Here is a 23,877-nt window from a genome sequence, read left to right as displayed (position 1 = left end):
CTATTGTTTCTTAGTGATTGTTTTATACCTATTATCTATTATATGGTAATAAGAGAGGGTGTCCCGATCCTTTTGGGACACCCTCTTCTTTTTTTCAACATCCTACGCATTTTGCGTGGTCGCCAGCGTCTGTCACCGTCTATGATCGATCATTTCTACTTGCGAATTTGCCCCGTCCCGTACACGAGCGATTTCGTCGTCGTGATGGCCACAAGCCCCATCGGGCCGCGGGCGTGCAGCTTTTGCGTGCTGATGCCGATTTCCGCTCCGTAGCCGAACTGTTCGCCGTCGGTGAAGCGGGTGGACGCGTTATGGTACAAGACAGCGGCATCGACCGCTTGGAAAAAGCGGCGGACGTTCGCCTCGTTTTCGGTGATGATCGCTTCGGAATGTTTCGTCCCGTAGCGGCGGATGTGGGCAATCGCTTCATCGACATCGGCGACGAGTTTGACCGCCAAAATTGGAGCCAAATATTCCGTATGCCAGTCGTCTTCCGTCGCTTGCTTGATGAACGGGTACGACGAGGCAAGACGGTGGTCGCCGCGCAGTTCGACGTTGCGGGCGTGCAAAGCCTCAAGCAAGCCGCCAGCATGCGGCCACCGTTCGTGGATGAGCACCGTTTCGACCGCGTTGCAGACGGACGGGCGCTGCAGTTTGGCGTTGAGGACGATGTCGATGGCCATTTGCCGCTCAGCTGATTCATCGATGAAAATATGGCAGTTGCCGACGCCGGTCTCAAGCACCGGCACGGTGGCGTTTTCAACGACTGAACGGATGAGCCCGGCGCCGCCGCGCGGGATAAGAACGTCAAGATACTCGTTTAGGCGAAACATGCGCTGGGCCGTTTCCCGGCTCGTGTCCTCAAGCAACTCAATGGCCGTATCGGGAACGGCCGTCGTGCGAAGCGCTTCTTTCATGACGGCGACAAGCGCTTTGTTCGAATGAAGCGCCGATGTGCTCCCCCGAAGCAAAACCGCGTTGCCGGTTTTGAGGCAAAGGCTGGCCGCATCGACCGTGACGTTCGGCCGCGCTTCATACACCATGCCGATCACCCCAAGCGGCACGCGCACCGTTTGGATGCGAAGTCCGTTCGGCCGCGTCCACTCTGCGACGATTTCTCCGACCGGGTCAGGCAGCGAGGCGACTTGGCGGACGCCGTCGATGATTTGGTCAAGCCGCTCATTCGTGAGCTGGAGCCGGTCAAGCAAAGCGGGGGACAGTCCTTGTTCGCGGCCTTGGGCCATATCTTTCTCGTTTTCTTGTAAAATGAAGGCGCGTTCACGGTCAATGGTTTGGGCGATTTGTTCCAACGCCGCGTTTTTTTCCTCTGTTGACAGCATGGCCAGTGTTTGTGAGGCGGTTTTCAACCGTTCGGCTTTTTCGAGCAGTTCGCTCATTTCGATACACTCTCCTTTCGCAACGTGACCCAATTGTCGCGGTGAATGACTTCCGGGCGATGCAGGTACGAATATTGCCGGGCTTCTTCGCTCGGCCGGCCTTTCACTTTCTCTAAATCGTCGGCGGCGTAATATACTTGGCCGCGGCCGATCGTCATCCCTTTTTCATTGACGACGTCAACAACGTCCATGGCGTGAAAATTGCCGGAAACAGCCGTGACCCCAGCGGGAAGCAGGCTTTTCCCGCGCACAAGCAACGCTTCTTCGGCGCCGCTGTCGATCGTAATCGTGCCGGCGACAGGAGCGTGATAGGCGATCCATTGCTTGTGCATTTGCATTTGTTTTGGGAACGGAGCGCCGATGTACGTGCCGTCGCCTTTTCCTTCTAAAATGTCGGCCAATTTTTCTTTGCCCCTCCCCGTGCCGATAAACACGCTGACGCCAAACGAGAGCGCTTTTCGGGCGGCGAGAAGCTTTGACCGCATCCCGCCGGTGCCGACCGCCGAGCTGCTTCCGCCGGCCGCTTCAATCATCTCGTCTGTAATGTGCGGCAAAAAGGCGTATTTTTTCGCCTGCGGGTCCGTTTTCGGGTTGGCGTCATACAGCCCGTTAATGTCAGTGAGCAAAATAAGCGCATCGGCGTGCAAAAAACCGGCCACGAGCGCCGAAAGCATATCATTGTCGCCGAATGTCAATTCCTCAATGGAAACGGAGTCGTTTTCGTTAATGATCGGCACGGCACCGTTCTCCAGCAGCGTTGTGATCGTGGCGAACAAGTTGCGGAACCGTTCGCGGCTGTAAAAATCGCCGCGCGTCAACAACAGCTGGGCGGCCGTGAAGCCGAATTGGGCGAACGCCGAGCTGTACGCCTGCATGAGCAAGCTTTGCCCGACGGCGGCGGCCGCCTGTTTGCCGGCGATCGTCGTCGGCCGCGCCGGGTAGCCTAACGGTCCGAACCCGGCGGCGACAGCGCCGGACGTGATGAGAATGACGTCATGGCCGAGCTGTTTGAGATAAGCAATGGCTTCGACGTGATCAAACAGTTTGTCATGGCAAAGGCCGCCTTTCGGATCGGTGAGCGAGCTGCTGCCGATCTTGACCACCACGCGTTGCCGTTTCATCGCATTCCCTCCTTTGCGTGTCGGACTGCATGTATGGCTGAAAAGGCGGATCGCCTAGCCGCCTGCCGAAGCGGCCGGCCAATAAAAAACGCTTTTCCTCCTTTTTTGCAAAAGGACGGAAAAGCGTTCCGCGGTACCACCTTTTTTGGCGCACAAAGCGCCCCCTCTAGCCTGTAACGCAGGCGTGCGGCTTATGTTTGCATAAGCGGCCGTCTAGGGCAGGTTCAACCGGCTTCCCGCGAGGAACCTTCCAGCCTGTGGGTTCCACTCTCTGGCGCGTTCCCTCGGTTTACTAGTCCCGTGCCGTTTTCGTGTTTCATTGTCAAGGACGCTGAAGTGATTCATAGTTTGTAAGAAATTATGCCGCCAAATCCCTCCGTTGTCAAGAGGAACAGGTGATTTTGGCGAAGCCTTGGCGGGAGGGAAAAATGAAATCGCTTTCAGAATAAAGTTAATTGTCACTTTATTAAAAAAAGTGGTACAATACTAGCAACCTATCAATCTGCTCGATGGAGGGACCAGAACATGAAAAAACGGCGCAGCGATATGATCAAAAAAGGATTTGACCGCGCCCCGCACCGGAGTTTGCTGCGGGCGGCCGGCGTGAAAGACGAGGATTTTGACAAACCGTTCATTGCGGTTGTCAATTCGTACATCGATATTATTCCGGGGCATGTCCATTTGCAAGAGTTTGGGAGAATCGTCAAAGAAGCGATTCGCGAGGCAGGCGGCGTGCCGTTTGAAATGAACACGATCGGCGTTGATGACGGCATCGCGATGGGCCATATTGGGATGCGCTATTCGCTTCCGAGCCGGGAAATCATCGCCGATTCGATCGAAACGGTCATTTCTGCGCACTGGTTTGACGGCATGGTGTGTATTCCAAACTGCGACAAAATTACGCCGGGGATGATGATGGCCGCGATGCGGCTCAACATCCCGACGATTTTCGTCAGCGGCGGCCCGATGAAAGCCGGGGTGACGAAAGACGGGCGGAAAATTTCGCTCTCGTCCGTATTTGAAGGGGTTGGGGCGTATTTAGGTGGAACGCTCGATGAAAAAGGGCTGGAAGAACTCGAACGCTACGGCTGTCCGACGTGCGGATCGTGTTCGGGCATGTTTACCGCAAACTCCATGAACTGTCTGGCCGAAGCGCTCGGGCTGGCGTTGCCAGGCAACGGCACGATTTTGGCGGTCGACCCGGCGCGCAAAGAGCTTGTCCGCCAATCGGCGAAGCAGCTCATGTATTTGATCGAGCATGACATTAAACCGCGCGACATCGTCACGGAAAAAGCGATCGACAACGCGTTCGCGCTCGATATGGCGCTTGGCGGCTCGACGAACACCGTGCTCCATACGCTCGCGATCGCCAACGAGGCCGGCATCGACTATTCGCTTGAGCGCATCAACGAAATCGCCTCGCGCGTGCCGCATTTGGCCAAGCTCGCGCCGGCGTCCGATGTGCATTTCATCGAAGACTTGCACGAAGCGGGCGGCGTTTCCGCGGTATTGAACGAGCTTTCGAAAAAAGAAGGCACTTTGCATCTTGACACGCTCACCGTCACCGGCAAAACGCTCGGCGAAAACATCGCCGGCTGTGAAGTGAAAAACTACGATGTCATCCGTCCGATCGACAACCCGTATTCGGAAACGGGCGGGCTCGCCATTTTGTTTGGCAACTTGGCGCCGGACGGCGCGGTCATCAAAACAGGGGCGGTGCAAGGCGGCATCACGCGCCACGAAGGGCCGGCGATCGTGTTCGATTCGCAGGAGGAGGCGCTTGAAGGCATCGCCAGCGGCAAAATCAAGCCGGGACACGTCGTCGTCATTCGCTACGAAGGGCCAAAAGGCGGCCCAGGCATGCCGGAAATGCTCGCCCCGACCTCGCAAATCGTCGGCATGGGGCTCGGCACCAAAGTGGCGCTCGTCACTGACGGCCGCTTCTCCGGCGCCTCGCGCGGCTTGTCCGTCGGCCACGTTTCTCCAGAAGCGGCGGAAGGCGGACCGATCGCGTTCATCCAAGACGGCGACATCATCGAGATCGACACGGTGAAACGGACGATCAACGTCAAGCTGTCCGATGAGGAGCTCGAACGCCGGAAAGCGAACTGGAAAGGCTTCGAGCCGAAAGTGAAAACAGGGTATCTCGCCCGCTACTCGAAGCACGTCACATCGGCGAGCACGGGGGGGATTATGAAGATTTAGCGGATTTCTGTAAGAACGTCGTCCCCTTCCAAGAGCGCGAGGGACGCAACTAGACGATCAGGATCAAAAGAGGCGGTTTTTCCGCCTCTTTAATTTATTTTGGAAAGGGGCGTCCATCGCCTCTTTTTTTACAGTTTTGTCGGCCTGAAAATCTGTTGACATTTTCAAATATTTAGCCTATTTTAAAATTAGATATAATGATAAAACTATATAACGTTTGTATAACGTTATATAGTTTTATATTTTCCATTTTTTATGAAAGCGCTTTAAAAGAGGGGGCGGGAACGATGATTTTGCATGACATCGAGACGGTTTCGCGTGGCGAGCTCGAGACGCTCCAGCTTGAACGGCTGCGGGCGACGGCAGAGCGTGTGTATGAGCGGGTGCCGTTTTACCGGCAACGGTTTGATGAAAAGGGAGTGAAGCCGGAGGACATCCGGACGCTTGAGGATGTGCGCAAACTTCCGTTTACGACAAAGCGCGATTTGCGGGACCATTATCCGTTTGGCTTGTTGGCGGTTGATCTTTCCCAGTGCGTTCGTTTGCACGCATCAAGCGGCACGAGCGGCAAACCGACGGTGGTTGCTTACACGAAGCAGGACATTGACCATTGGGCCGATATTGTGGCGCGGGCGATTGTCATCGCTGGCGGGAAACCGGGGGATGTGATTCACAACGCCTATGGATACGGGCTGTTTACCGGCGGCCTTGGGCTGCATTATGGCAGCGAGCGGCTTGGGGCGGTGACGGTGCCGGTATCCGGAGGCAACACCGACCGGCAAGTGATGATCATTGAAGATTTTCGACCGACCATCATTTGCGGCACGCCGTCCTATGTATTGAACATTGCCGAGCGGATGAAAGAGCTGGGCAAAGATCCGAGACAAACGTCGTTGAAATACGGGATTTTCGGGGCAGAACCGTGGTCAGAGGAGATGCGGCGGACGCTTGAAGAAACATTTGATATTAAAGCGTGCGACATTTACGGCCTGAGCGAAGTGATCGGCCCGGGGGTGGCGATGGAGTGCCATGAAGCGCAAAACGGCCTCCATATCGCCGAGGACCATTTCTTTGTTGAGGTGATCAATCCGAAAACACTTGAGCCAGTGGCCGAAGGGGAAGAAGGGGAGTTGGTGTTTACAAGCTTGACGAAAGAGGCGTTTCCGGTCATCCGCTATCGGACGGGGGATATCGCTTCCGTGACGAAAGAACGGTGTTCTTGCGGGCGGACGACGGCGCGCATGTCGCGGGTCAAGGGGCGGGTTGATGATATGATTATCATCCGCGGTGTCAATGTGTTCCCGTCGGAAATTGAGCACCATCTGCTTCGCGTCTCGGAACTGGCTCCACACTATCAGCTGCACCGTCTCCGCCACGGACATTTAGAAACGCTTGAGCTGCATGCGGAAGTGACCGATCGTTTTTACAGCGAGGTCGGCGGAGATTTGCAAAGCGAGCAGGCCGTTGCCCTCGCCCGGCGCATTCAGTCGCTGTTGAAAACGCACTGTCTCATTTCGATTGACGTCCGTCTCCATTCGCCGAAAACGCTCCCGCGCTCGGAAGGAAAAGCGGTGCGTATCGTTGACCGCCGCCATCTTGAAGCGCAGCAATCCATTTGATAGAGAAAGAGAAAAAAACGATTGCAAAATATATAACGTTAAAATATAATGGCGTTAAACGAACGTTATATATTTTAAATGAGAGGTGGATGGGGGATGGCAGCGATGATGACGTTCACCCGCCTGTCAGATGAGGAGAAATACGAACGGTTTATGCAGCGCATTGAAGCGGGGGAAAAGATCGAAGCCGATGACTGGATGCCTGATGAGTATCGGGTGACGCTTATCAAGCTCATTGCGATGCATGCGGTCAGCGAAATTATGGGAGCGCTTCCGGAAAAAGAATGGGTGCCGAAAGCGCCGTCATTGCGGCGGAAACTTGGCATCATGGCGAAAGTGCAGGATGAGATGGGGCACGGCCAGTTGCTGCTTCGGGTGGCGGAAGACTTGATGGCCCCGCTTGGCAAAACGCGGGAAGAGATTATCGAAGATTTATTGAACGAGCGGTTGAAGTTTCATAACGTTTTTCATATGGCAGCGCCGACATGGGCGGATGCCGGGTTGATCGGCTGGCTTGTTGATGGAGCGGCGATTATGACGCAGACGAACATGCTGGATGCATCATACGGACCATACGCACGGGCGCTGAAGCGCATTTGCGCCGAGGAAGTGTTTCACGCCCAGCACGGCGAGTCGATCATTTTGGCGCTCGCTGAAGGGACGAAAGAGCAGAAAGAGATGCTGCAAGAGGCGCTCAACCGTTGGTGGGAGGCGCTCCTCATGTTTTTCGGCCCGCCGACGGCCGACACGACGGGAACCTCGAAGCAAGACATCACGATCAAATACCGCATCCGTACGAAAACGAATGAACAGCTGCGCCAAGACTTCTTTACGAAATATGTGCCGCGCATTTGGGCGCTTGGTCTGAAGATTCCTGATGAGACAATGCATTTTGACAAAGAGAAGGGCCGATGGATTTACCGGCAGCCGGATTGGGAGCGGTTTAAAGAGATCATCCGCAACAAAGGGCCGAAGTCGCAAGAGCGGCTTGAGCTGCGGCGGACGGCGTACAAGCAGAACGCGTGGGTGCGCGAGGCGCTCAGCGCCGTACGGACGGCTGGATGAGGAGGGATGGCCATGGTGGGAAAGGAACAAGGATTTTATCAAGTGTTTGAAGTGTTCAGCCGGAAAACGCCGGACGCGCCGATGCAGCACCAATTCAGCCTGCTTGCCCCCAATGAGGAGATCGCGCTCGTGATGGCGCAGGAAAACTTTATGCGCCGCGAGCCGGTCGCTGACCTTTGGGTGGTGAAGCGAGACTATATTCGTCGCATGAGTGAAGAGGAAAAAGCGGCGCTTAAGCGGCTTGACAACAAAGATTACCGGTTGACGCGAGGGTATGCCGACTTAAAGAAACGATGGCGCAAATATGAACAAGACGTGCTCGATGAGAAGGAAATTTTGTCATGGAAAGGCGAGATTCGGCGATGAGCGAAAAACCGATGCACTTCCATCCAGACGGTCAAGAAGCGCTTGTCGAGCTGTTGTTTCAGCTTGCGGACGATGATTTTTTGCTGGCATACCGCGGCTCGGAATGGCTCGGTTTGGCGCCGCATATTGAGGAGGATATTGCTTTTTCTTCCATCAGCCAAGATACGATGGGGCATGCGGCCATGTATTATCAGCTGCTTGAAGACCTTGGCTGTGGATCAGCCGACGAATTAGCGCACGCCCGGCCGGCTTCAGCGCGGCGCAACGCGGTTTTGCTGGAACGGCCGAACGGCCCGGGCCATTATTTGCGCGAGCCCCGATATGATTGGGCGTTTACTGTTGTTCGCCACTATTTTTATACGCAGGCGAAGCGCGTCCGCCTCGAGTCGCTGACAAAAAGCACTTATGCCCCACTGGCTGAAGTGGCGGCGAAAATTCAAGTGGAGCTGCACTACCATCTGCTTCATTGGCATACGTGGTTTGTCCAACTGACCAACGCCCCTGGGGAAGCGCGGACGCGAATGACAAAAGCCATTCAGGACGTGGCCGCTGATTTCGCCGGCGTGTTGACGCTCGGGGCGAAAGGAAAGGACATGGTGCGGTGGGGGCTGATTGATGAGGAAGAGGTGCTGACGGAAAACACGATTGCTGCGCTGGCGCCGGCGTTTGCCGAAGTGGGGCTTGAGTGGCCGATGCCGTTTGGCATGAAACATGGCAACGGCCGGAATGGCGAACATACGCCGGATTTGGATGAAGCGCTAGCGACGTTGTCAGAAGTATACCGCGCCGTCCCGCATGCGGTATGGTAATGTCCGCGCCGCCGTTCGCCAAAGGGCGGCGTTGGGCATGACGCCTCTTGGTGGCGGCGAAGTGCTTGTTCAAGGGGCAAAACGGCGGCGAGTTGGAAAATGTGAGGGAGAACCATGACAAAAGAAGAGGTTTGGAAAGCGTTAGAAACGGTGAAAGACCCGGAAATCCATTCGATTAGCATTGTCGATCTTGGGATGGTGGAACAGGTTGACGTTCGTGATGGAGCGGTCTCGGTCTGTCTGCTGCCGACATTTCTCGGCTGCCCGGCGCTTGATATCATCCGCACTCGGGTTGAGGAAGCGGTGAAGCGAGCGGGGGCCTCGGCGGTGGCGATTGAGTTTCTTCGCCATCCGCCGTGGACGTCCGATCGGATCAGCGAAGCCGGGCGGGAGCGGCTGAAGCAGTTTGGCATCGCGCCGCCGCCGCGGCAAATGCCGTCAGGGGCATGGCAAGTGGCGTGCCCATATTGCGGGGCGGAGCGAACCATCATGGAAAATTTGTTCGGCCCGACCGCCTGCCGCAGCATCTTCTACTGCAAACAATGCAAAAATCCGTTTGAGGCGATGAAGCCCGTATTGACTTTGGGATAAGAAAAGGGAAAGGAGACGTTCGAGATGTTTAAAATGATCGCCTTGTACAAACAGCCGAAAGACAAGGAACAGTTTGACGCTCATTATTACGGAACGCATGTGCCGTTGACGAAAAAAATTCCTGGCCTCCGAAAAATCAAGGTGACGAAAATTACGGGGACGCCGATGGGGACGGAAAGCGAGTATTATTTGTTGTGTGAAATGTATTACGACAGCCAAGAGGCGTTTCAAGAGGCGATGAAAACGAAAGAAGCGAAGGCATCGGCAAAAGATGTCATGTCATTTGCCGGTGATCTCGTCACCTTTATGGTCGGTGAGGAAGTGGAACATGAGTGAATGGAATTCCATTGCGGTGCGGCAAGAAGGAGCGGTTGGCATTATCGAGCTCGCCCGTCCTGATGTCTTGAACGCACTGAGCCGCCAAATGGTGGCGGAAATCGTGGCGGCCGTGGAAGCGTTTGACCGGGATGAAAAGGTGCGTGTCATTGTGCTCACTGGGCGTGGACGGGCGTTTGCGGCGGGGGCGGATATTCAAGAGATGGCGGAAGATGACCCCATTCGTCTTGAGCTATTGAACCAGTTTGCCGATTGGGATCGCCTGTCCATCGTGAAAACGCCGATGATCGCCGCTGTGAACGGGTTGGCGCTAGGGGGAGGCTTTGAGTTGGCGCTTTCGTGCGACTTGATTGTCGCGTCGGCGGCGGCCGAATTTGGCTTTCCAGAAGTGAACCTTGGCGTCATGCCAGGTGCGGGAGGCACGCAGCGGCTGACGAAGCTCATCGGTCCGAAGCGGGCGCTCGAGTGGCTTTGGACCGGGGCGCGTTTGTCGGCGAAAGAAGCGCAGCAGCTAGGGATTGTCAACCGCGTCGTCAGCCCAGAGCTTTTAATGGAAGAAACGATGCGGTTGGCGCGGCGCCTCGCTGAACAGCCGCCGCTCGCCCTTCGGCTGATCAAAGAGGCGGTGCAAAAAGCGGTCGACTATCCGCTGTATGAAGGCATGCAATTTGAGCGGAAAAACTTTTACCTATTGTTCGCCTCGGAAGACCAAAAAGAAGGAATGGCGGCATTCCTCGAAAAACGGAAGCCGCGCTTCCAAGGAAAATAAGGGGGGCGTTCGATGTACGAAACGATCCATTATGAAGTGAAAGGTTCGGTCGCCTGGCTGACGCTCAACCGCCCTGATCAGCTCAACGCGTTTACGGAACAAATGAACGCTGAAGTGACAAAGGCGCTAAAACAAGCAGGGGCGGATCCAAACGTCCGCTGCGTGGTGATCACAGGCGCCGGCCGGGCGTTTTGCGCCGGGGAAGATTTGAGCGGCGTGACGGAAGAAATGGACCATGGCGACGTGTTGCGCACCCGATACGCGCCGATGATGAAAGCGCTTCATCATCTTGAAAAACCGGTTGTCGCGGCGGTGAACGGGGCGGCGGCCGGCGCGGGCATGAGCTTGGCGCTGGCGTGCGATTTCCGTCTTCTCTCGGAAAAAGCGAGTTTCGCTCCCGCGTTTATTCATGTCGGCCTTGTGCCGGATGCGGGCCATCTCTACTATTTACCGCGTCTTGTCGGGCGGGCGAAGGCGCTTGAACTTGCGGTGCTCGGGGAAAAAATATCAGCCGAACAGGCAGCTTCGCTCGGATTGGCGACAAACGTGATTCCTCTATCTGCCTGGGAAGAGGAAGTGCAGCGGTTTGCCGAGCGGTTGGCGGCCATGCCGACGAAGGCGATCGGACTTATCAAACGGCTGCTTCGCGAAAGCGAAGAAACGACGTTTGACCGTTACCTCGAACGGGAGGCGGAATGCCAGCGCATTGCGGGATTGACGGCAGACCACCGTGAAGGCGTCAAGGCGTTCTTTGAAAAACGAAAACCAATATTTCGAGGAAACTAAGCAAGGGGGAACGAAACGATGGCGACTGTCAAACAAAAGAAAATGGAACCGATGCCAACGAAACGCGATTTCTATCATTTGATTATTAATGGAGAACGGGTGGAAAGCGCCTCAAGCGAAACGTTTGTCGTCACCAATCCGGCCACTGGCGAACCGGTCGCCCGCGTTGCCAAAGGGACGCGCGAGGATGCCGAACGGGCGGTGCAAGCGGCGCGGCAAGCGTTTGACCGCGGGAAATGGCGGCATTTTCCAGTGCAAAAACGGGCGCGCATCTTGTACCAAATTGCGGCGATCATGCGCGAACGCTTCAATGAATTAGTGGAGTTGGAAATTTTAAATACCGGCAAAGCGTTGTCGGCGGCCCAAGGACAAGTGATGCAAGCGATCGAAGATTTTGAGTTTTTCGCCGGGGCGATCATTGGGCACCGCGGGGCGGTCAATCCGATGCCGGGGGCGTTTCATAACTATACGGAAAAAGAGCCGGTCGGCGTATGCGCGCAAATCATTCCGTGGAACTACCCGCTTATGATGGCTGCTTGGAAAATCGCGCCTGCCATTGCCGCCGGCTGCTCGGTCGTCGTCAAACCTGCGTCGTTGACGCCGCTCACTTGCCTTGTGCTGGCGGAAATTTGCCATGAGGCCGGCGTGCCGGAAGGGGTCGTCAATGTGGTGACAGGCGCCGGGGCGGAAGTCGGCGACTATTTGGTTGAACATCCGCTCGTCGATAAAGTGGCGTTTACCGGATCGACGCCGGTCGGGAAGGAAATTATGGAGAAGGCGTCGAAAACATTAAAACGGGTGACGCTCGAGCTTGGCGGCAAGTCGCCGAGCCTTGTATTTGCGGATGCTGATTTAGAGGCCGCTGTCGCTGGTTCGTTGTTCGGCATTTTCTACAACAGCGGCCAGTCGTGCGAGGCGCGCTCCCGCTTGTATGTGCATGAAAGCATCTATGACGCGTTTATGGAAGCGTTCGTGGCCAAAACGAAGCTGCTGAAACTCGGCAATCCGTTTGATGCCGGCACGCATGTCGGGGCGATCATCAGCCGCGGTCAGCTGGAAGTGATTGACGAATACGTGCAATCGGCTGTCGCCGATGGAGCGACGGTCGCCGCCGGGGGAAAAGAGGCGGTTGTCGCTGGCTTTGAAAACGGTTACTGGTATGAGCCGACGATTTTGACGAACGTGAACCATCAAATGAAAGCGGTTCGAGAAGAAATTTTCGGACCGGTTGTCGTCGTGATGAAATTTCGCGATGAAGCCGAAGCCATTGAATTGGCGAACGACAGCGATTATGGGCTCGCTGCCGCCATTTGGACGAAAGATCATGGTCGGGCGGTTCGTGTAGCCAAACAGTTGCGCTCCGGCATTGTCATGGTCAACAGCCCATTCTCCGCTTTCCCAGGCACGCCGTTTGGCGGCTACAAACAATCCGGATTTGGGCGCGAGCTGTCTGTCGAGGCGCTTGATTTGTACACAGAAACGAAAAGCGTGCTGTCGTATTACGGTCCGCGTCCGCTCAATCCGTTCGGCGTCTAAGGCCGCCGGCGTTGCTTGGCCTGTCGTGTCCTTGGGAGTATAGTTCGGCTTGCAGCGCCTTGAAGGCTTAGGATTGCTTAGGACGGCCGATGGGGGATGCCTCCGGCCGTTTGCCGAGCACCCCGTCGCTGCCGATGGGGTGCAAGTTCATTTGATGGCGTCCGCCGCTTGGCGAAAGGAAACGCCGGCTCGATGCATCAGCCGTCATACGCCAAAACAGGAGAGGGGGAAGACGATGATCGAACGTCTTGTTGTCGTCGGCAGCGGCGTAATGGGAAGAGGCATTGCTTATGTCGGCGCTGTCGGCGGGTTTCAGACGACGTTAGTTGACGTCAAGCAAGAACAATTGGACAGCGCTCGGAAGGAGATCACTTCTATTTTTGAACAAGCGGTCACTCGAGGAAAATTGACAACTGGAGAGCGGCAAGAAGCCGAGGTGCGTCTGTCGTATTCGCTTGATTTGGCAGCCGCTGTGCGCGATGCCGATTTGGTGATCGAGGCGGTGCCGGAAAAGCTTGAACTGAAAAAACAAGTGTTTGAGACAATTGACGCTCATGCGCCAGCCTCGTGCTATTTCGCGACGAATACGTCCACGATGAGCCCGACGGAAATCGGCTCGTTCACGAAGCGGCCGGAGCGGGTGATCGCCATGCACTTTTTCAATCCGGTCCATAAAATGAAGCTGGTGGAAATCATCCGCGGCCTTGAAACGAGCGATGAAACGGCACAAGTGGCGAAAGAAGCCGCCGAGCGAATGGGGAAAGAAACAGTGGTGGTCAATGAATTTCCGGGATTCGTCACGAGCCGGATCAGCGCCCTTGTCGGCAATGAAGCGTTTTATATGCTGCAGGAAGGGGTCGGGACGCCGGAAGAGATCGACAAAGCGATCAAGCTCGGCCTCAACTTCCCGATGGGGCCGTTTGAGCTTGCGGATTTAGTCGGGCTCGATACGAGGCTGAACAACTTAAAATATTTGCACGAAAAACTCGGAGAAAAATACCGTCCGGCGCCGCTGTTGGAGCAATACGTCAAAGCGGGGCGGCTCGGCCGCAAAACAGGCCGCGGCGTCTATGACTATACGAATCGGGAAAACAGCTGATTCGCTGGAAAAGGAAGGGAGAAAACATGGGCAGAGAAGTTGTGATTGTGGATGCGGTGCGCACGCCGATTGGCCGCTACAAGGGAGCGCTGAAAGAAGTAAGGCCCGATGATTTGGCGGCTGTTGTCATTCGGGCGCTCATCGAGCGAAACCCGGGATTGCCGGTCGAGCAAATTGATGATGTCGTCTTTGGCAACGCCAACCAGGCCGGCGAGGACAACCGCAACGTCGCCCGCATGGCGGCGCTGTTGGCCGGACTGCCGATTGAAGTCGCGGGGGTGACGGTCAATCGGCTGTGCGGTTCGGGGCTTGATGCGGTCAATTATGCGGCGCGGGCGATTTTGGCTGGTGAGGCGGACATCATGATCGCTGGCGGCGTGGAAAGCATGACGCGTGCGCCGTTTGTCATGCCGAAGCCGGAAAGCGATTTCCCGCGCGGCAACATCGAGATGTACGACACGACGATCGGCTGGCGCTTTATCAATCCGAAAATGCACGAAATGTACGGCACCGACAGCATGCCTCAGACGGCGGAAAACGTCGCCAAGCGGTTCGGCATTACGCGCGAGGCGCAAGATGAATTTGCCTACGAAAGCCAAATGAAAGCAAAGCAAGCGATCGAAACGAATCGGTTTGCGGATGAACTCGTGCCGGTCATTTACCACGATCGAAAAGGCAACCGCGTCATCGTCGACAAAGATGAGCATCCGCGCCCGGATACGACGCTTGAGAAACTGGCGAAGCTGCCTCCATTGTTTGAAAACGGCACGGTGACGGCCGGCAACTCTTCCGGCGTCAACGACGGGGCGGCGGCGCTGTTGATCATGAGCGCCGAGAAGGCGAAGGAACTCGGCCTCAAACCGCTGGCTACTTACGTCACCTCGGCGGTCGCCGGCGTCGAACCGGCCGTGATGGGGATCGGCCCGATTTTTGCGACGCGCAAAGTGTTGCGCCGCGCCGGGTTGTCGCTTGACGACATCGGGCTTGTCGAGCTGAACGAAGCGTTTGCCTCCCAAGCGCTTGAATGCATTCGCCAGCTTGAGCTCGATCGGGCGAAAGTCAATGTCAACGGTGGAGCGATCGCCCTTGGCCACCCGCTCGGCGCGAGCGGCGCCCGCATTTTGACGACGTTGATTTACGAAATGAGAAAACGCGGCGTCACCTATGGTTTGGCGACGATGTGCATCGGCGTCGGCCAAGGGATCGCGACGATTGTGAAAAACGCAGACGAACGGTGAGGGTGTTTCACCAGGTTGATCTTGTACAGGCGACCTGGTGAAATGACGCCGGACGAAGCTGCGGCCGCCCGTTGGCAGGCTGTCAAGAGCCGCCTGCTTCCTAGTGAGGCGGCTCTTTTTATTCCTTTTGTTTTTTCTCCCGTCTTGCGAGCGTGATAAAAGTCTGTTACGATTATAGTTCGAAAACAAGATAAAGGGAGTCCATTCACAATGAATACACGCTCAATGATCTTTACGATTTACGGCGACTACATCCGCCACTACGGCGGCGAAATTTGGATCGGCAGCTTGATCCGCCTTCTCCGCGAGTTCGGCCATAACGACCAAGCAGTGCGGGCGGCTGTGTCGCGCATGAGCAAACAAGGCTGGATTCGGGCGGAAAAACGCGGCAACAAAAGCTACTATTCGCTCACGGAACGCGGCGTGAAGCGGATGGAGGAGGCCGCGCGGCGCATTTACAAAACGCGCCCCGAGCATTGGGACGGGAAATGGCGCATTCTCATCTATACGATTCCTGAGGAGAAGCGGCATTTGCGCGATGAACTGAGAAAGGAGCTTGTTTGGAGCGGGTTCGGCACGATTTCCAACAGCTGCTGGATTTCACCGAATAATCTGGAGCAACAAGTGTACGACTTGATCGACAAGTATGACATTCGTCCATACGTCGACTTCTTTCTTGCCGAATACGATGGACCGCATACGAACAAGCGGCTTGTCGAAAAGTGCTGGAACTTAGAAGAGATCAACCAAAAATACGAGCAGTTTATTGCGGTTTACAGTCAGAAATACGTGATTGACAAACATAAAATCGAACGCGGAGAAATGTCGGACGCGGAATGTTTTGTCGAGCGGACGAAGCTCGTCCATGAATACCGGAAGTTTTTGTTCATCGACCCTAGCTTGCCGGAAGAGCTGTTGCCGAACGAGTGGATGGGAAACCATGCCGCCGCCTTGTTCAACGACTATTACCAACAACTTGCCGCACCGGCCAGCCGTTTCTTTGAAGCGGTGTTTCAGGAAGGGGCAGAGCTTGAGAAAAAAGAAGAGGAAGAGATCTCAGTGGAATGAAACGGGATGCACGGCGCTATGACGGCTGTGCATCCCGTTTGACGTTTATGGAACGTTCGGCACGGGACTGTGGCAGGGGGAAGTTGTCCCCCGAACGGACATCGTCGGTTTGCGCGCGCTTATCGTTGCTGATTTTTCAGCGAATGAACAGCAAAGAAGGCTGGCGAAAAACAATGCTTTTCGCTCGATTAGTGTTTTTGGGTGCAAGGGAAAAGCTGATTTTAAAGGGTTTCTCAACTTGAAAAAGCATGTTTGGGGTCGATGTTTCATGAAATCGCCAGCCTTAAAGTGTCCTGTTATCTTGGAAAGAAGAGAGGATATTCCTTTTTCGAAAATTTTCTATCATCAATTATTCTCGTTTTCTGAAAAATGAGGTATAATTCATATATAACGTATTTTTTACGGGATGTGAATATAATGAATGATGTTTGCCGTTTGCTCGATCTTCGTTATCCGATCATTCAAGGGGGGATGGGCAACATCAGCAACGCCGAGCTGGCAAGCGCCGTATCGGAAGCCGGGGGGCTTGGGACGATCGGCGCCGGCACGATGCCGCCCGATGAGGTGGAGGCGTTGATCGTCGAAACGAAGCGGCGCACGAGCCGTCCGTTTGCCGTGAACATCCCGCTGCAGGTGACGCCGCACGCCGCAGAGATCATCGAGCTTGTCATTCGCCATCAAGTGCCGGTCGTCTCGCTTTCAGCCGGCAATCCGGCGCCATGGATTCCGCGTTTTGCGGAACATGGCATCAAGGTCATCGTCGTCGTCGCCTCGGTCAGCCAAGCGAAAAAAGCGGAGGCGGCCGGAGCGGATCTCGTTGTCGCGGAGGGGTATGAAGCGGCGGGCATCAACTCGCCGCTTGAGTTGACAACGATGACGCTCATTCCGCAAGTTGCCAGCGCCGTCCGCATTCCCGTCATCGCTGCCGGCGGCATCGGCGATGGGCGCGGTCTGCTGGCTGCTTTCGCCCTTGGCGCCCAAGGAGTGCAGCTCGGCACAAGGCTTGTGGCCACGAAAGAAGCGCCGTTTCATGAAGCGTATAAACGGCGGCTTATCGAGGCGAAGGAACATGAAACGGTCATTGTCGGCCGTTCGGTTGGGCGCATCCGCCGCATTATGCGCACGCCGTATGCCGAGAAGCTGCTCGAGTATGAACGGCAAGGCATGCCGGCTGAGCAGTTTCAACAATATACATCGGAGGATCGGCATCGCCGCGGGGCTCTATCCGGTGATTTCGATGAGGGATTCATCAATGCTGGGCAAATCGCCGGCCTGATCGATGACGTGCCGACAGTAGCGGAGCTGTTTGAACAAATGATGACGGAAGCGAAAACGCAGTGGCAATCATTGTCCGCCTTATTCCGCTGATCGAACAAAGACGCCTGTCAAACGGCGTCTTTTTTTGGCGATGAAAAATCGTTTGGCAGAGGGTTGACACTCGCAAGCATCATATTTACTATAAAAATAGTATAACGTTATTTATACGTAACTTAATTTTTTGTTATATTAACTTGAAAACGCTTTCAAGCGGTAAAGCAAAGGAGAGGGGAAGCGATGAATGTCATGTTATCACCAAACATGTCACAAAGCTTGGATTTGTTTTTGCAAATGCGTGAACATGAACAGGTCGTGTTTTGTCACGATGAAGCGACCGGCCTAAGGGCGATCATCGCCATTCATAGCACCGCGCTTGGACCGGCGCTCGGCGGCTGCCGGATGCATCCGTATGCCACGGCGGAAGAGGCGCTCGCCGATGCACTTCGGCTGTCGAAAGGGATGACGTATAAATGCCTGGCCGCGGATGTTGATTTTGGCGGGGGCAAAGCGGTGATCATCGGCGACCCGCGCAAAGACAAATCGCCGGAACTGTTTCGCGCGTTCGGCCAGTTTGTTGAGTCATTAGGCGGCCGGTTTTATACGGGCACCGATATGGGGACGACGCCGGACGACTTCGTGCACGCCCTGAAAGAGACGAATTGCATCGTCGGCGTTCCGGAAGCGTACGGCGGAAGCGGGGACTCATCCGTGCCAACGGCCGAGGGCGTCGTGTACGGCATTCAGGCGACGAACAATGTCGTATTCGGCGACAAACACTTGCACGGCAAAACGTATGCGGTGCAAGGGCTCGGAAAAGTCGGCAAAAAAGTGGCGCTTCGTTTGCTCGAAGAAGGAGCGGACTTGTACGTGTGCGATTTGAATGAAGCGGCCGTGGAGGAGGTCGTGGCGCACGGCAAACGAATCGGGGCGTCCGTCAAACCGGTGAGCGGAACGGACATTTATCGCGTCGAAGCCGATGTGTTCGTCCCGTGCGCATTTGGCGGCGTCATCAACGATGACACGATCGCCGAGCTGCGGGTGAAAGCGGTCGTCGGTTCGGCGAACAATCAGCTGGCGGACAAACGCCACGCCCGCATGTTGAAAGAAAAAGGCATTGTGTACGCCCCCGATTATATCGTCAACGCCGGCGGGCTCATTCAAGTCGCCGATGAACTTTACGGAGCGAACAAAGAGCGGGTGTTGGCGAAAACGAAAGCGATTTACGATACACTGCTCGCCATTTATGCGCGGGCCGACTCGGAAGGCATAACGACGGTCGAGGCGGCCGATCAGTTTTGCGAAGAGCGGCTCGAGAAGCGCAAACGACGCAATCATTTCTTTACACACCAAAAGCGGCCGAAGTGGGATGTTCGCCATTAAAGTATATTCATATGAAACGATTTATCTGAAAATAAACAATCATCTTATCTTTCAAATAAAAGAAGTTGCGAGGGGAGAAGGATCATGAAACATATCGTGGCACGATTCGCCATTCCAGTTTTGTTCGGAGCCCTCATGCTCTCCGGCTGCGGTGGAGGGGAAAAGGCGGCGACCGATGGCGGGAAAGAAGAAGGGAAGGAGAAAAAAACGGTCACTATCGGCGTCACGCAAATTATCGAGCATCCGTCGCTGGATGCCGCCTTCAATGGATTTAAAAAGGCGCTCGAAGACGAGGGTTTTCAAGAAGGGAAAAACGTTCGGTACAATATTCAAAATGCCCAAGGCGACATGAACAACAGCCAAACAATTGCGAATAACTTTGTATCGGACGGGGTCGACCTCATTTTTGCCAACTCGACGCCAAGCGCCCAAAGCGCGCTCAACGCGACGAAAGACATTCCGATTGTGTTTACATCCGTGACCGATCCGGTCGGCGCCGGTTTAGTTCCGTCGATGGACAAGGCGGGGGAAAACATCACGGGAACAACGGACAGCCATCCCGATGCGATTCGCAAAACGATTCAATTCATCGATGAGCAGACGGATGCCAAAACCGTCGGGCTCATTTACAACGCCGGCGAACAAAACTCGTTGGCGCAAATCGAAAAAGTGAAGGAAGCGGCGAAGCATACGGATTTGAAGTTTGTGGAAGCGTCCGTGTCGACAACAGCGGAAGTGAAGCAGGCCGCAGAATCGTTAGTGGGCAAAGCGGATGTTTTTTACATCGTGACCGACAACACCGTTGTATCCGCCATTGAATCCGTTGTCAGCGTTGCCAATGAGAACAAAATGCCGGTTTTTACAGGGGAACTTGATTCGTTAAAACGAGGCTGTTTTGCGGCGTACGGCTTTGATTACTACGACATCGGCTATCAAGCGGGGCAAATGGCGGCCGCCATTTTAAAAGGGGAAGCCAAGCCGTCCGAGATCAAACCGGAATATCCGAAAAAGCTGAAACTGGTGATCAACAAACAAGCGGCGGAAAAACAAGGGATCAAACTGAAGCCTGAGTGGGATCAAATAGCGGAATACATGGAATGAAAGGATGAGCGCTGTTGTTGACGGCCATCACAGGGGCAGTGGAATCAGGACTGATTTACGCCATTATGGCGTTGGGAGTCTATTTGTCGTTTCGTGTTTTGGATTTCCCTGATTTAACCGTGGACGGGAGCTTTGTGACAGGGGCCGCGGTGGCGGCGACGTTGATCGTCCACGGCGTCAATCCGTTTGCCGCGACATGTTTGGCGCTGTTCGTTGGATTCGCTGCCGGGTGTATGACCGGGCTTCTTCATACAGCAGGGAAGGTCAATCCGCTTTTGTCGGGCATTTTAATGATGATCGCGCTGTATTCCATCAATCTTCGCATCATGGGGCGTTCGAATGTACCGCTTTTAAATCAAAAGACCGTCTTTACAACCATTCAAGAATGGGGGACAAAGATCGGACTTGACTCGGCCGCGGCGAAAACATGGGGAATTCTCCTGTCGATGACGTTGCTTGCTCTTTTGTTTAAATGGTTCACAGACTGGTTTTTGCAGACGGAAATGGGGCTTGCGATTCGGGCGACGGGCGATAATCCGCGCATGATTCGCAGCCTGTCGGCGAACACCCATTTGCTCATTGTCTTAGGGTTGGGGCTTTCCAATGCCATGGTCGCGTTCTCGGGGGCGCTTGTGGCTCAATATGGTGCATTTGCCGATGTCGGGATGGGCATTGGCATGATCATTATCGGTCTGGCTTCTGTGATTATCGGCGAAGCGGTATTTGGAACGAAAACGATCGCGCGAGCCACGCTTTCCGTGATCGGTGGAGCGATCATGTACCGCATCGTGGTGAGCCTCGCTTTGCGCGTCCAATTTCTCGAAACAGGGGATGTGAAGCTGATCACGGCATGCATGGTCATTTTGGCGCTCGTTGTTCCACAGCTCGTTCGCCAACAACAAGAGAAAAAACGCAAAGAAGCAAAAAGGCGGAACCAAGCCCAGGCGGCAACGGCGGCCGCTGTCGGAAAGGGTGGGGCGGATGTTGCAGTTAAACGGGATTTATAAAGTGTTCCATGAGGGGACGCCTGACGAAAAGATCGCGCTCCAAAACGTGCATCTGTCGCTGCAAAAAGGCGACTTTGTCACCATTATCGGCAGCAACGGCGCGGGAAAATCGACCTTGATGAATTTGATTTCGGGAGTGCTGTTTCCCGATGAAGGAACGATTTGGATTGACGGTCAAGATGTCACCATGATGCCGGAATATGTCCGCTCCCGCTATATCGGGAGAGTGTTTCAAGATCCGATGGCGGGAACGGCGCCGAACATGACGATTGAGGAAAATTTGGCGTTGGCGTATGCGCGCAATCAAACGCGCACGCTCCGCCGCGGGGTGACGAAAAAACGGCGCGATGAGTTTCGCGAGCTGCTCGCGACCCTTCATCTCGGGTTGGAGGATCGCCTCCAGGCGAAAGTCGGCCTGCTTTCCGGCGGGGAGCGGCAGGCGTTGTCTTTGCTTATGGCGACATTCACCGAACCGTCCATTTTGCTTCTGGATGAGCATACAGCGGCGCTCGACCCAGCGAGAGCGGAATTGATCACCAACTTAACAAAAGAGATTGTCGAGCGCTACCGATTGACGACCTTGATGGTCACCCATAACATGCAGCAAGCCATCGATTTAGGAAACCGCCTCATCATGATGGATAAAGGGCAGATCATTTTGGAAGTCGATGAGAAGGAAAAGAAACGCTTGACCGTGGAAAAGCTGCTGGCGGAATTTCGGCGCATTCGCGGGGAACAGCTCGCAAGCGACCGTGCGATATTGAGTTGATGTTGTCAACGATACGATGAGGAGGAATGGTATGGAACTCAACTTCCCTATCGTGCAAGTATTGAACGAAGAAGGAACGATCGTGCAGCCCGAGTATCGTGAACGAATCACAAAACCGTTGACGATGACGATGTACCGTCATCTCATTCGAACGCGAACGTTTGACCGAAAATGTGTCAGCCTGCAGCGGCAAGGGCGCATCGGGACGTATGTGCCGTACGAAGGGCAAGAGGCGTGTCAAGTCGGAAGCGCGCTTGCCCTCCGCGATGGGGATTGGATGTTTCCTACTTATCGCGACCATGGAGCGATGATGACGTTCGGCCGTTCGTTAACGACAACCCTTTTGTACTGGAAAGGGCGGACGGAAGGATGCGTCCCTCCTGAAGGAAAAAAGATTGTACCGCCGAGCGTCCCGATCGCCACGCAGCTTCCCCAGGCGGCAGGGGCGGCGTGCGCGGAAAAGTGGAAGGGGACGAACAATGCGGTCATTGTGTACTTCGGCGATGGGGCGACATCAGAAGGGGATTTCCATGAGGGATTGAATTTCGCGAGCGTTTTCAACGCGCCTGTCGTCTTTTTCAACCAAAACAACCAATATGCAATCTCTGTTCCGATCACCCGTCAGATGAAGACGAAAACGATTGCCCAAAAGGCGCTGGCGTACGACATTCCCGGTCTTCGCATCGATGGGAATGACGTGTTTGCCGTCTATTTCCACACAGCTGAGGCGCTTGAACGGGCGAGAAACGGAGGAGGGCCGACGTTAATCGAAGCGGTGACATGGCGTTACGGCGCGCATACGACGTCCGATGACCCGTCCAGATACCGCGACCAGGAGGAAAGCCAAAAACGGCGCGAAACGACCGATCCGATCAAGCGAGTTGAGCGGTTCATGCAGCGGGAAGGCTGGTGGGATGAAGAGTGGGCGAATCAAGTGCAAGCGGAAGTGGACGCGGAAATCGAGCAGGCGGTGGCCGAAATGGAACGTTATCCAAAGGCGGATGCGTCGGATATGTTTGACTTTGTGTTCGCGCAGCCGACATGGACGATCGCCGAGCAGAAAGAGGCGTATCTTCAGTGGAAGCGGGGGATGGCAAGATGATCACCGAGGTGGGGACGAAATCGCTTACGCTTGTGCAAGCGGTTAATGACGCGCTTCGCATCATGCTAAAAGAGCGTGAAGATGTCATCGTGCTCGGAGAAGACGTCGGGAAAAATGGCGGGGTGTTTCGCGCCACGGACGGATTGCTTGAGGAATTCGGCGAGCAGAGGGTGATCGACACTCCGTTAAGCGAGGCGGGATTTACCGGAGCTGCGATAGGGATGGCGCTTGGCGGATTCCGTCCTGTCGTCGAAATCCAGTTTTTAGGTTTCATCTATCCGGCGTATGAACAAATTATGACCCACGCGGCGCGCATGCGGTCACGGACGAGAGGACATTTTGCCGTGCCCTTGGTCATTCGCGCCCCGTACGGCGCGGGCGTGCGAGCCCCGGAAATTCATTCCGACAGCACGGAAGCGCTGTTTACCCATATGCCAGGGATCAAAGTCGTCTGCCCCGCGTCGCCGTATGACGCCAAGGGGCTGCTCATTGCCGCCATTGAAGATCCGGACCCTGTTTTGTTCCTCGAACCGATGCGCAGCTACCGCGCGTTCCGCGAAGACGTTTCGGAAGGAAAATACACGATTGAAATCGGCAAAGGCAAAAAATGGCGCGAAGGGGACGATGTGACCGTCATCGCGTGGGGGGCCATGGTGCCAGTCGCCATGAAGGCGGCGGAAGAAGCGGAGAAAAAAGGGATTGATGCCGATGTCATCGACTTGCGCACCCTTTACCCGCTCGATAAAGACATAATTGCCGAGTCGGTGCAAAAGACAGGGAGAGCCGTCATTGTCCAAGAAGCGCATGCGACCGGCGGGCTGGCTAATGACATTCTCGCCGTCATCAATGATACATCGTTTTTCTACCAACATGCACCGGTTGAACGGGTGACGGGGTTTGACGTCCCTGTGCCGTTTTTCGCCTATGAAGACGATTATTTGCCAACGCCGGCACGTGTTTTGCGTGCGATTGAAAAAGTGATGAGCTTCTAAAAGGCTGGTGATTTAATGAAAAAGCAGCTTAAAATCCGATCTCCTCAAGTTGAGAACCCTTGAAAAATCAGCTTCTCATTTCCGACAACACCAACCAATTTGGCCGAAATCATCGTTTTTCACCGGCCTTCTAAGGCGTTTCGTGTAAAGGGTGTTCCGTTGCTTCTCGGATGCCCTTTTTGGTGTTGGTGTACTGAAAAGAAG

The 23,877-nt window shown here is 55.0% G+C and carries 22 protein-coding genes; 20 read left to right on the top strand and 2 right to left on the bottom strand.

All coding sequences use genetic code 11. From position 1 onward, the window contains the following. Positions 1 to 155: 155 nt before the first annotated feature. Both GJ1_RS04215 and proB read right to left on the bottom strand, forming a co-directional pair. Positions 156 to 1,397, bottom strand: coding sequence for a glutamate-5-semialdehyde dehydrogenase (locus GJ1_RS04215; RefSeq protein ID WP_066228899.1), 1,242 nt, complete (start codon positions 1,395 to 1,397; stop codon positions 156 to 158). Then, positions 1,394 to 2,518 carry a glutamate 5-kinase gene (gene proB / locus GJ1_RS04210; protein WP_066228895.1) on the bottom strand — a complete coding sequence of 375 codons (1,125 nt, stop codon included), beginning with the start codon at positions 2,516 to 2,518 and terminating at the stop codon, positions 1,394 to 1,396. The genes GJ1_RS04215 and proB overlap by 4 nt, the downstream gene beginning before the upstream one ends. Positions 2,519 to 3,043: 525 nt before the next feature. On the opposite strand from proB, the gene ilvD reads away from it, so the two are divergent. The 20 genes from ilvD to GJ1_RS04110 all read left to right on the top strand — a co-directional run bounded on the left by ilvD (position 3,044) and on the right by GJ1_RS04110 (position 23,673). Continuing rightward, positions 3,044 to 4,723: a dihydroxy-acid dehydratase gene (ilvD, locus tag GJ1_RS04205; protein ID WP_066228893.1), complete on the top strand. Its 1,680-nt coding sequence runs from the start codon at positions 3,044 to 3,046 to the stop codon at positions 4,721 to 4,723. Between the two features lie 287 nt (positions 4,724 to 5,010). After that, on the top strand, positions 5,011 to 6,342 hold the full coding sequence (gene paaK / locus GJ1_RS04200) for a phenylacetate--CoA ligase PaaK (protein ID WP_066228890.1): 1,332 nt from the start codon (positions 5,011 to 5,013) through the stop codon (positions 6,340 to 6,342). A 96-nt stretch (positions 6,343 to 6,438) separates the two neighbouring features. Then, positions 6,439 to 7,407, top strand: coding sequence for a 1,2-phenylacetyl-CoA epoxidase subunit PaaA (gene paaA, locus GJ1_RS04195; protein ID WP_066228887.1), 969 nt, complete (start codon positions 6,439 to 6,441; stop codon positions 7,405 to 7,407). 12 nt (positions 7,408 to 7,419) lie between these two features. Further along, on the top strand, positions 7,420 to 7,773 hold the full coding sequence (gene paaB, locus GJ1_RS04190) for a 1,2-phenylacetyl-CoA epoxidase subunit PaaB (protein ID WP_066228883.1): 354 nt from the start codon (positions 7,420 to 7,422) through the stop codon (positions 7,771 to 7,773). Continuing rightward, positions 7,749 to 8,582, top strand: coding sequence for a 1,2-phenylacetyl-CoA epoxidase subunit PaaC (gene paaC, locus GJ1_RS04185; RefSeq protein WP_066228875.1), 834 nt, complete (start codon positions 7,749 to 7,751; stop codon positions 8,580 to 8,582). Before paaB ends, paaC begins: the two co-directional genes overlap by 25 nt. A gap of 114 nt (positions 8,583 to 8,696) precedes the next feature. Next, a complete protein-coding gene (gene paaD / locus GJ1_RS04180) occupies positions 8,697 to 9,173 on the top strand; it encodes a 1,2-phenylacetyl-CoA epoxidase subunit PaaD (RefSeq protein WP_066228873.1) in 477 nt (158 codons plus the stop codon). A gap of 24 nt (positions 9,174 to 9,197) precedes the next feature. After that, positions 9,198 to 9,509 carry an EthD family reductase gene (locus tag GJ1_RS04175; protein ID WP_066228870.1) on the top strand — a complete coding sequence of 104 codons (312 nt, stop codon included), beginning with the start codon at positions 9,198 to 9,200 and terminating at the stop codon, positions 9,507 to 9,509. Then, on the top strand, positions 9,502 to 10,278 hold the full coding sequence (locus GJ1_RS04170; RefSeq protein ID WP_066228867.1) for an enoyl-CoA hydratase/isomerase family protein: 777 nt from the start codon (positions 9,502 to 9,504) through the stop codon (positions 10,276 to 10,278). The genes GJ1_RS04175 and GJ1_RS04170 overlap by 8 nt, the downstream gene beginning before the upstream one ends. Before the next feature lie 12 nt (positions 10,279 to 10,290). Beyond that, positions 10,291 to 11,064 carry an enoyl-CoA hydratase-related protein gene (locus GJ1_RS04165; protein WP_066228864.1) on the top strand — a complete coding sequence of 258 codons (774 nt, stop codon included), beginning with the start codon at positions 10,291 to 10,293 and terminating at the stop codon, positions 11,062 to 11,064. A gap of 18 nt (positions 11,065 to 11,082) precedes the next feature. After that, the gene (locus GJ1_RS04160) at positions 11,083 to 12,600 is read left to right on the top strand and encodes an aldehyde dehydrogenase family protein (protein WP_066228861.1); all 1,518 of its coding nucleotides are present in this window, start codon (positions 11,083 to 11,085) and stop codon (positions 12,598 to 12,600) included. A gap of 235 nt (positions 12,601 to 12,835) precedes the next feature. Beyond that, the gene (locus GJ1_RS04155) at positions 12,836 to 13,699 is read left to right on the top strand and encodes a 3-hydroxyacyl-CoA dehydrogenase (RefSeq protein ID WP_044731156.1); all 864 of its coding nucleotides are present in this window, start codon (positions 12,836 to 12,838) and stop codon (positions 13,697 to 13,699) included. 26 nt (positions 13,700 to 13,725) lie between these two features. After that, positions 13,726 to 14,937 (top strand): 3-oxoadipyl-CoA thiolase, encoded by a 1,212-nt coding sequence (gene pcaF, locus GJ1_RS04150; RefSeq protein ID WP_066228858.1) that lies wholly within the window; start codon positions 13,726 to 13,728, stop codon positions 14,935 to 14,937. A gap of 210 nt (positions 14,938 to 15,147) precedes the next feature. Further along, the gene (gene paaX, locus GJ1_RS04145; RefSeq protein WP_066228855.1) at positions 15,148 to 16,005 is read left to right on the top strand and encodes a phenylacetic acid degradation operon negative regulatory protein PaaX; all 858 of its coding nucleotides are present in this window, start codon (positions 15,148 to 15,150) and stop codon (positions 16,003 to 16,005) included. Positions 16,006 to 16,374: 369 nt separating this feature from the next. Beyond that, positions 16,375 to 17,373, top strand: coding sequence for an NAD(P)H-dependent flavin oxidoreductase (locus tag GJ1_RS04140; RefSeq protein ID WP_167346083.1), 999 nt, complete (start codon positions 16,375 to 16,377; stop codon positions 17,371 to 17,373). Between the two features lie 186 nt (positions 17,374 to 17,559). Further along, positions 17,560 to 18,702, top strand: a complete 1,143-nt coding sequence (locus GJ1_RS04135) for a Glu/Leu/Phe/Val dehydrogenase dimerization domain-containing protein (RefSeq protein WP_066228849.1) — start codon at positions 17,560 to 17,562, stop codon at positions 18,700 to 18,702. A gap of 84 nt (positions 18,703 to 18,786) precedes the next feature. Continuing rightward, positions 18,787 to 19,803 carry an ABC transporter substrate-binding protein gene (locus GJ1_RS04130; protein ID WP_066228844.1) on the top strand — a complete coding sequence of 339 codons (1,017 nt, stop codon included), beginning with the start codon at positions 18,787 to 18,789 and terminating at the stop codon, positions 19,801 to 19,803. A gap of 14 nt (positions 19,804 to 19,817) precedes the next feature. Next, complete coding sequence (locus tag GJ1_RS04125) at positions 19,818 to 20,810, top strand: ABC transporter permease (RefSeq protein ID WP_066228841.1); 993 nt, start codon at positions 19,818 to 19,820, stop codon at positions 20,808 to 20,810. Beyond that, positions 20,785 to 21,579: an ABC transporter ATP-binding protein gene (locus tag GJ1_RS04120; protein WP_066228839.1), complete on the top strand. Its 795-nt coding sequence runs from the start codon at positions 20,785 to 20,787 to the stop codon at positions 21,577 to 21,579. Before GJ1_RS04125 ends, GJ1_RS04120 begins: the two co-directional genes overlap by 26 nt. A 31-nt stretch (positions 21,580 to 21,610) precedes the next feature. Further along, complete coding sequence (gene pdhA / locus GJ1_RS04115; protein WP_044731569.1) at positions 21,611 to 22,681, top strand: pyruvate dehydrogenase (acetyl-transferring) E1 component subunit alpha; 1,071 nt, start codon at positions 21,611 to 21,613, stop codon at positions 22,679 to 22,681. Next, positions 22,678 to 23,673: an alpha-ketoacid dehydrogenase subunit beta gene (locus GJ1_RS04110; protein ID WP_066228912.1), complete on the top strand. Its 996-nt coding sequence runs from the start codon at positions 22,678 to 22,680 to the stop codon at positions 23,671 to 23,673. The genes pdhA and GJ1_RS04110 overlap by 4 nt, the downstream gene beginning before the upstream one ends. Positions 23,674 to 23,877: the final 204 nt, after the last annotated feature.

The sequence above is a fragment of the Geobacillus jurassicus NBRC 107829 genome (assembly GCF_001544315.1).
GTDB classification, from domain to species: Bacteria; Bacillota; Bacilli; order Bacillales; family Anoxybacillaceae; genus Geobacillus; species Geobacillus jurassicus.
The sequence above is the reverse complement of the archived record's forward strand: the minus strand, read 5'-3'. Positions and strand labels throughout refer to the sequence as shown.

Bases quoted from the DNA above. Each gene is read 5' to 3' on its own strand.
- ilvD (WP_066228893.1), top strand. From the start codon at position 3,044: ATGAAAAAACGGCGCAGCGATATGATCAAAAAAGGATTTGACCGCGCC.
- GJ1_RS04175 (WP_066228870.1), top strand. From the start codon at position 9,198: ATGTTTAAAATGATCGCCTTGTACAAACAGCCGAAAGACAAGGAACAG.
- GJ1_RS04165 (WP_066228864.1), top strand. From the start codon at position 10,291: ATGTACGAAACGATCCATTATGAAGTGAAAGGTTCGGTCGCCTGGCTG.
- GJ1_RS04135 (WP_066228849.1), top strand. From the start codon at position 17,560: ATGAATGTCATGTTATCACCAAACATGTCACAAAGCTTGGATTTGTTT.
- pdhA (WP_044731569.1), top strand. From the start codon at position 21,611: ATGGAACTCAACTTCCCTATCGTGCAAGTATTGAACGAAGAAGGAACG.
- paaK (WP_066228890.1), top strand. From the start codon at position 5,011: ATGATTTTGCATGACATCGAGACGGTTTCGCGTGGCGAGCTCGAGACG.
- GJ1_RS04215 (WP_066228899.1), bottom strand. From the start codon at position 1,397: ATGAGCGAACTGCTCGAAAAAGCCGAACGGTTGAAAACCGCCTCACAA.
- proB (WP_066228895.1), bottom strand. From the start codon at position 2,518: ATGAAACGGCAACGCGTGGTGGTCAAGATCGGCAGCAGCTCGCTCACC.
- paaB (WP_066228883.1), top strand. From the start codon at position 7,420: ATGGTGGGAAAGGAACAAGGATTTTATCAAGTGTTTGAAGTGTTCAGC.
- paaC (WP_066228875.1), top strand. From the start codon at position 7,749: ATGGAAAGGCGAGATTCGGCGATGAGCGAAAAACCGATGCACTTCCAT.
- GJ1_RS04130 (WP_066228844.1), top strand. From the start codon at position 18,787: ATGAAACATATCGTGGCACGATTCGCCATTCCAGTTTTGTTCGGAGCC.
- GJ1_RS04120 (WP_066228839.1), top strand. From the start codon at position 20,785: ATGTTGCAGTTAAACGGGATTTATAAAGTGTTCCATGAGGGGACGCCT.
- paaD (WP_066228873.1), top strand. From the start codon at position 8,697: ATGACAAAAGAAGAGGTTTGGAAAGCGTTAGAAACGGTGAAAGACCCG.
- GJ1_RS04170 (WP_066228867.1), top strand. From the start codon at position 9,502: ATGAGTGAATGGAATTCCATTGCGGTGCGGCAAGAAGGAGCGGTTGGC.
- GJ1_RS04110 (WP_066228912.1), top strand. From the start codon at position 22,678: ATGATCACCGAGGTGGGGACGAAATCGCTTACGCTTGTGCAAGCGGTT.
- paaX (WP_066228855.1), top strand. From the start codon at position 15,148: ATGAATACACGCTCAATGATCTTTACGATTTACGGCGACTACATCCGC.
- GJ1_RS04155 (WP_044731156.1), top strand. From the start codon at position 12,836: ATGATCGAACGTCTTGTTGTCGTCGGCAGCGGCGTAATGGGAAGAGGC.
- GJ1_RS04160 (WP_066228861.1), top strand. From the start codon at position 11,083: ATGGCGACTGTCAAACAAAAGAAAATGGAACCGATGCCAACGAAACGC.
- paaA (WP_066228887.1), top strand. From the start codon at position 6,439: ATGGCAGCGATGATGACGTTCACCCGCCTGTCAGATGAGGAGAAATAC.
- GJ1_RS04140 (WP_167346083.1), top strand. From the start codon at position 16,375: ATGAGGTATAATTCATATATAACGTATTTTTTACGGGATGTGAATATA.
- pcaF (WP_066228858.1), top strand. From the start codon at position 13,726: ATGGGCAGAGAAGTTGTGATTGTGGATGCGGTGCGCACGCCGATTGGC.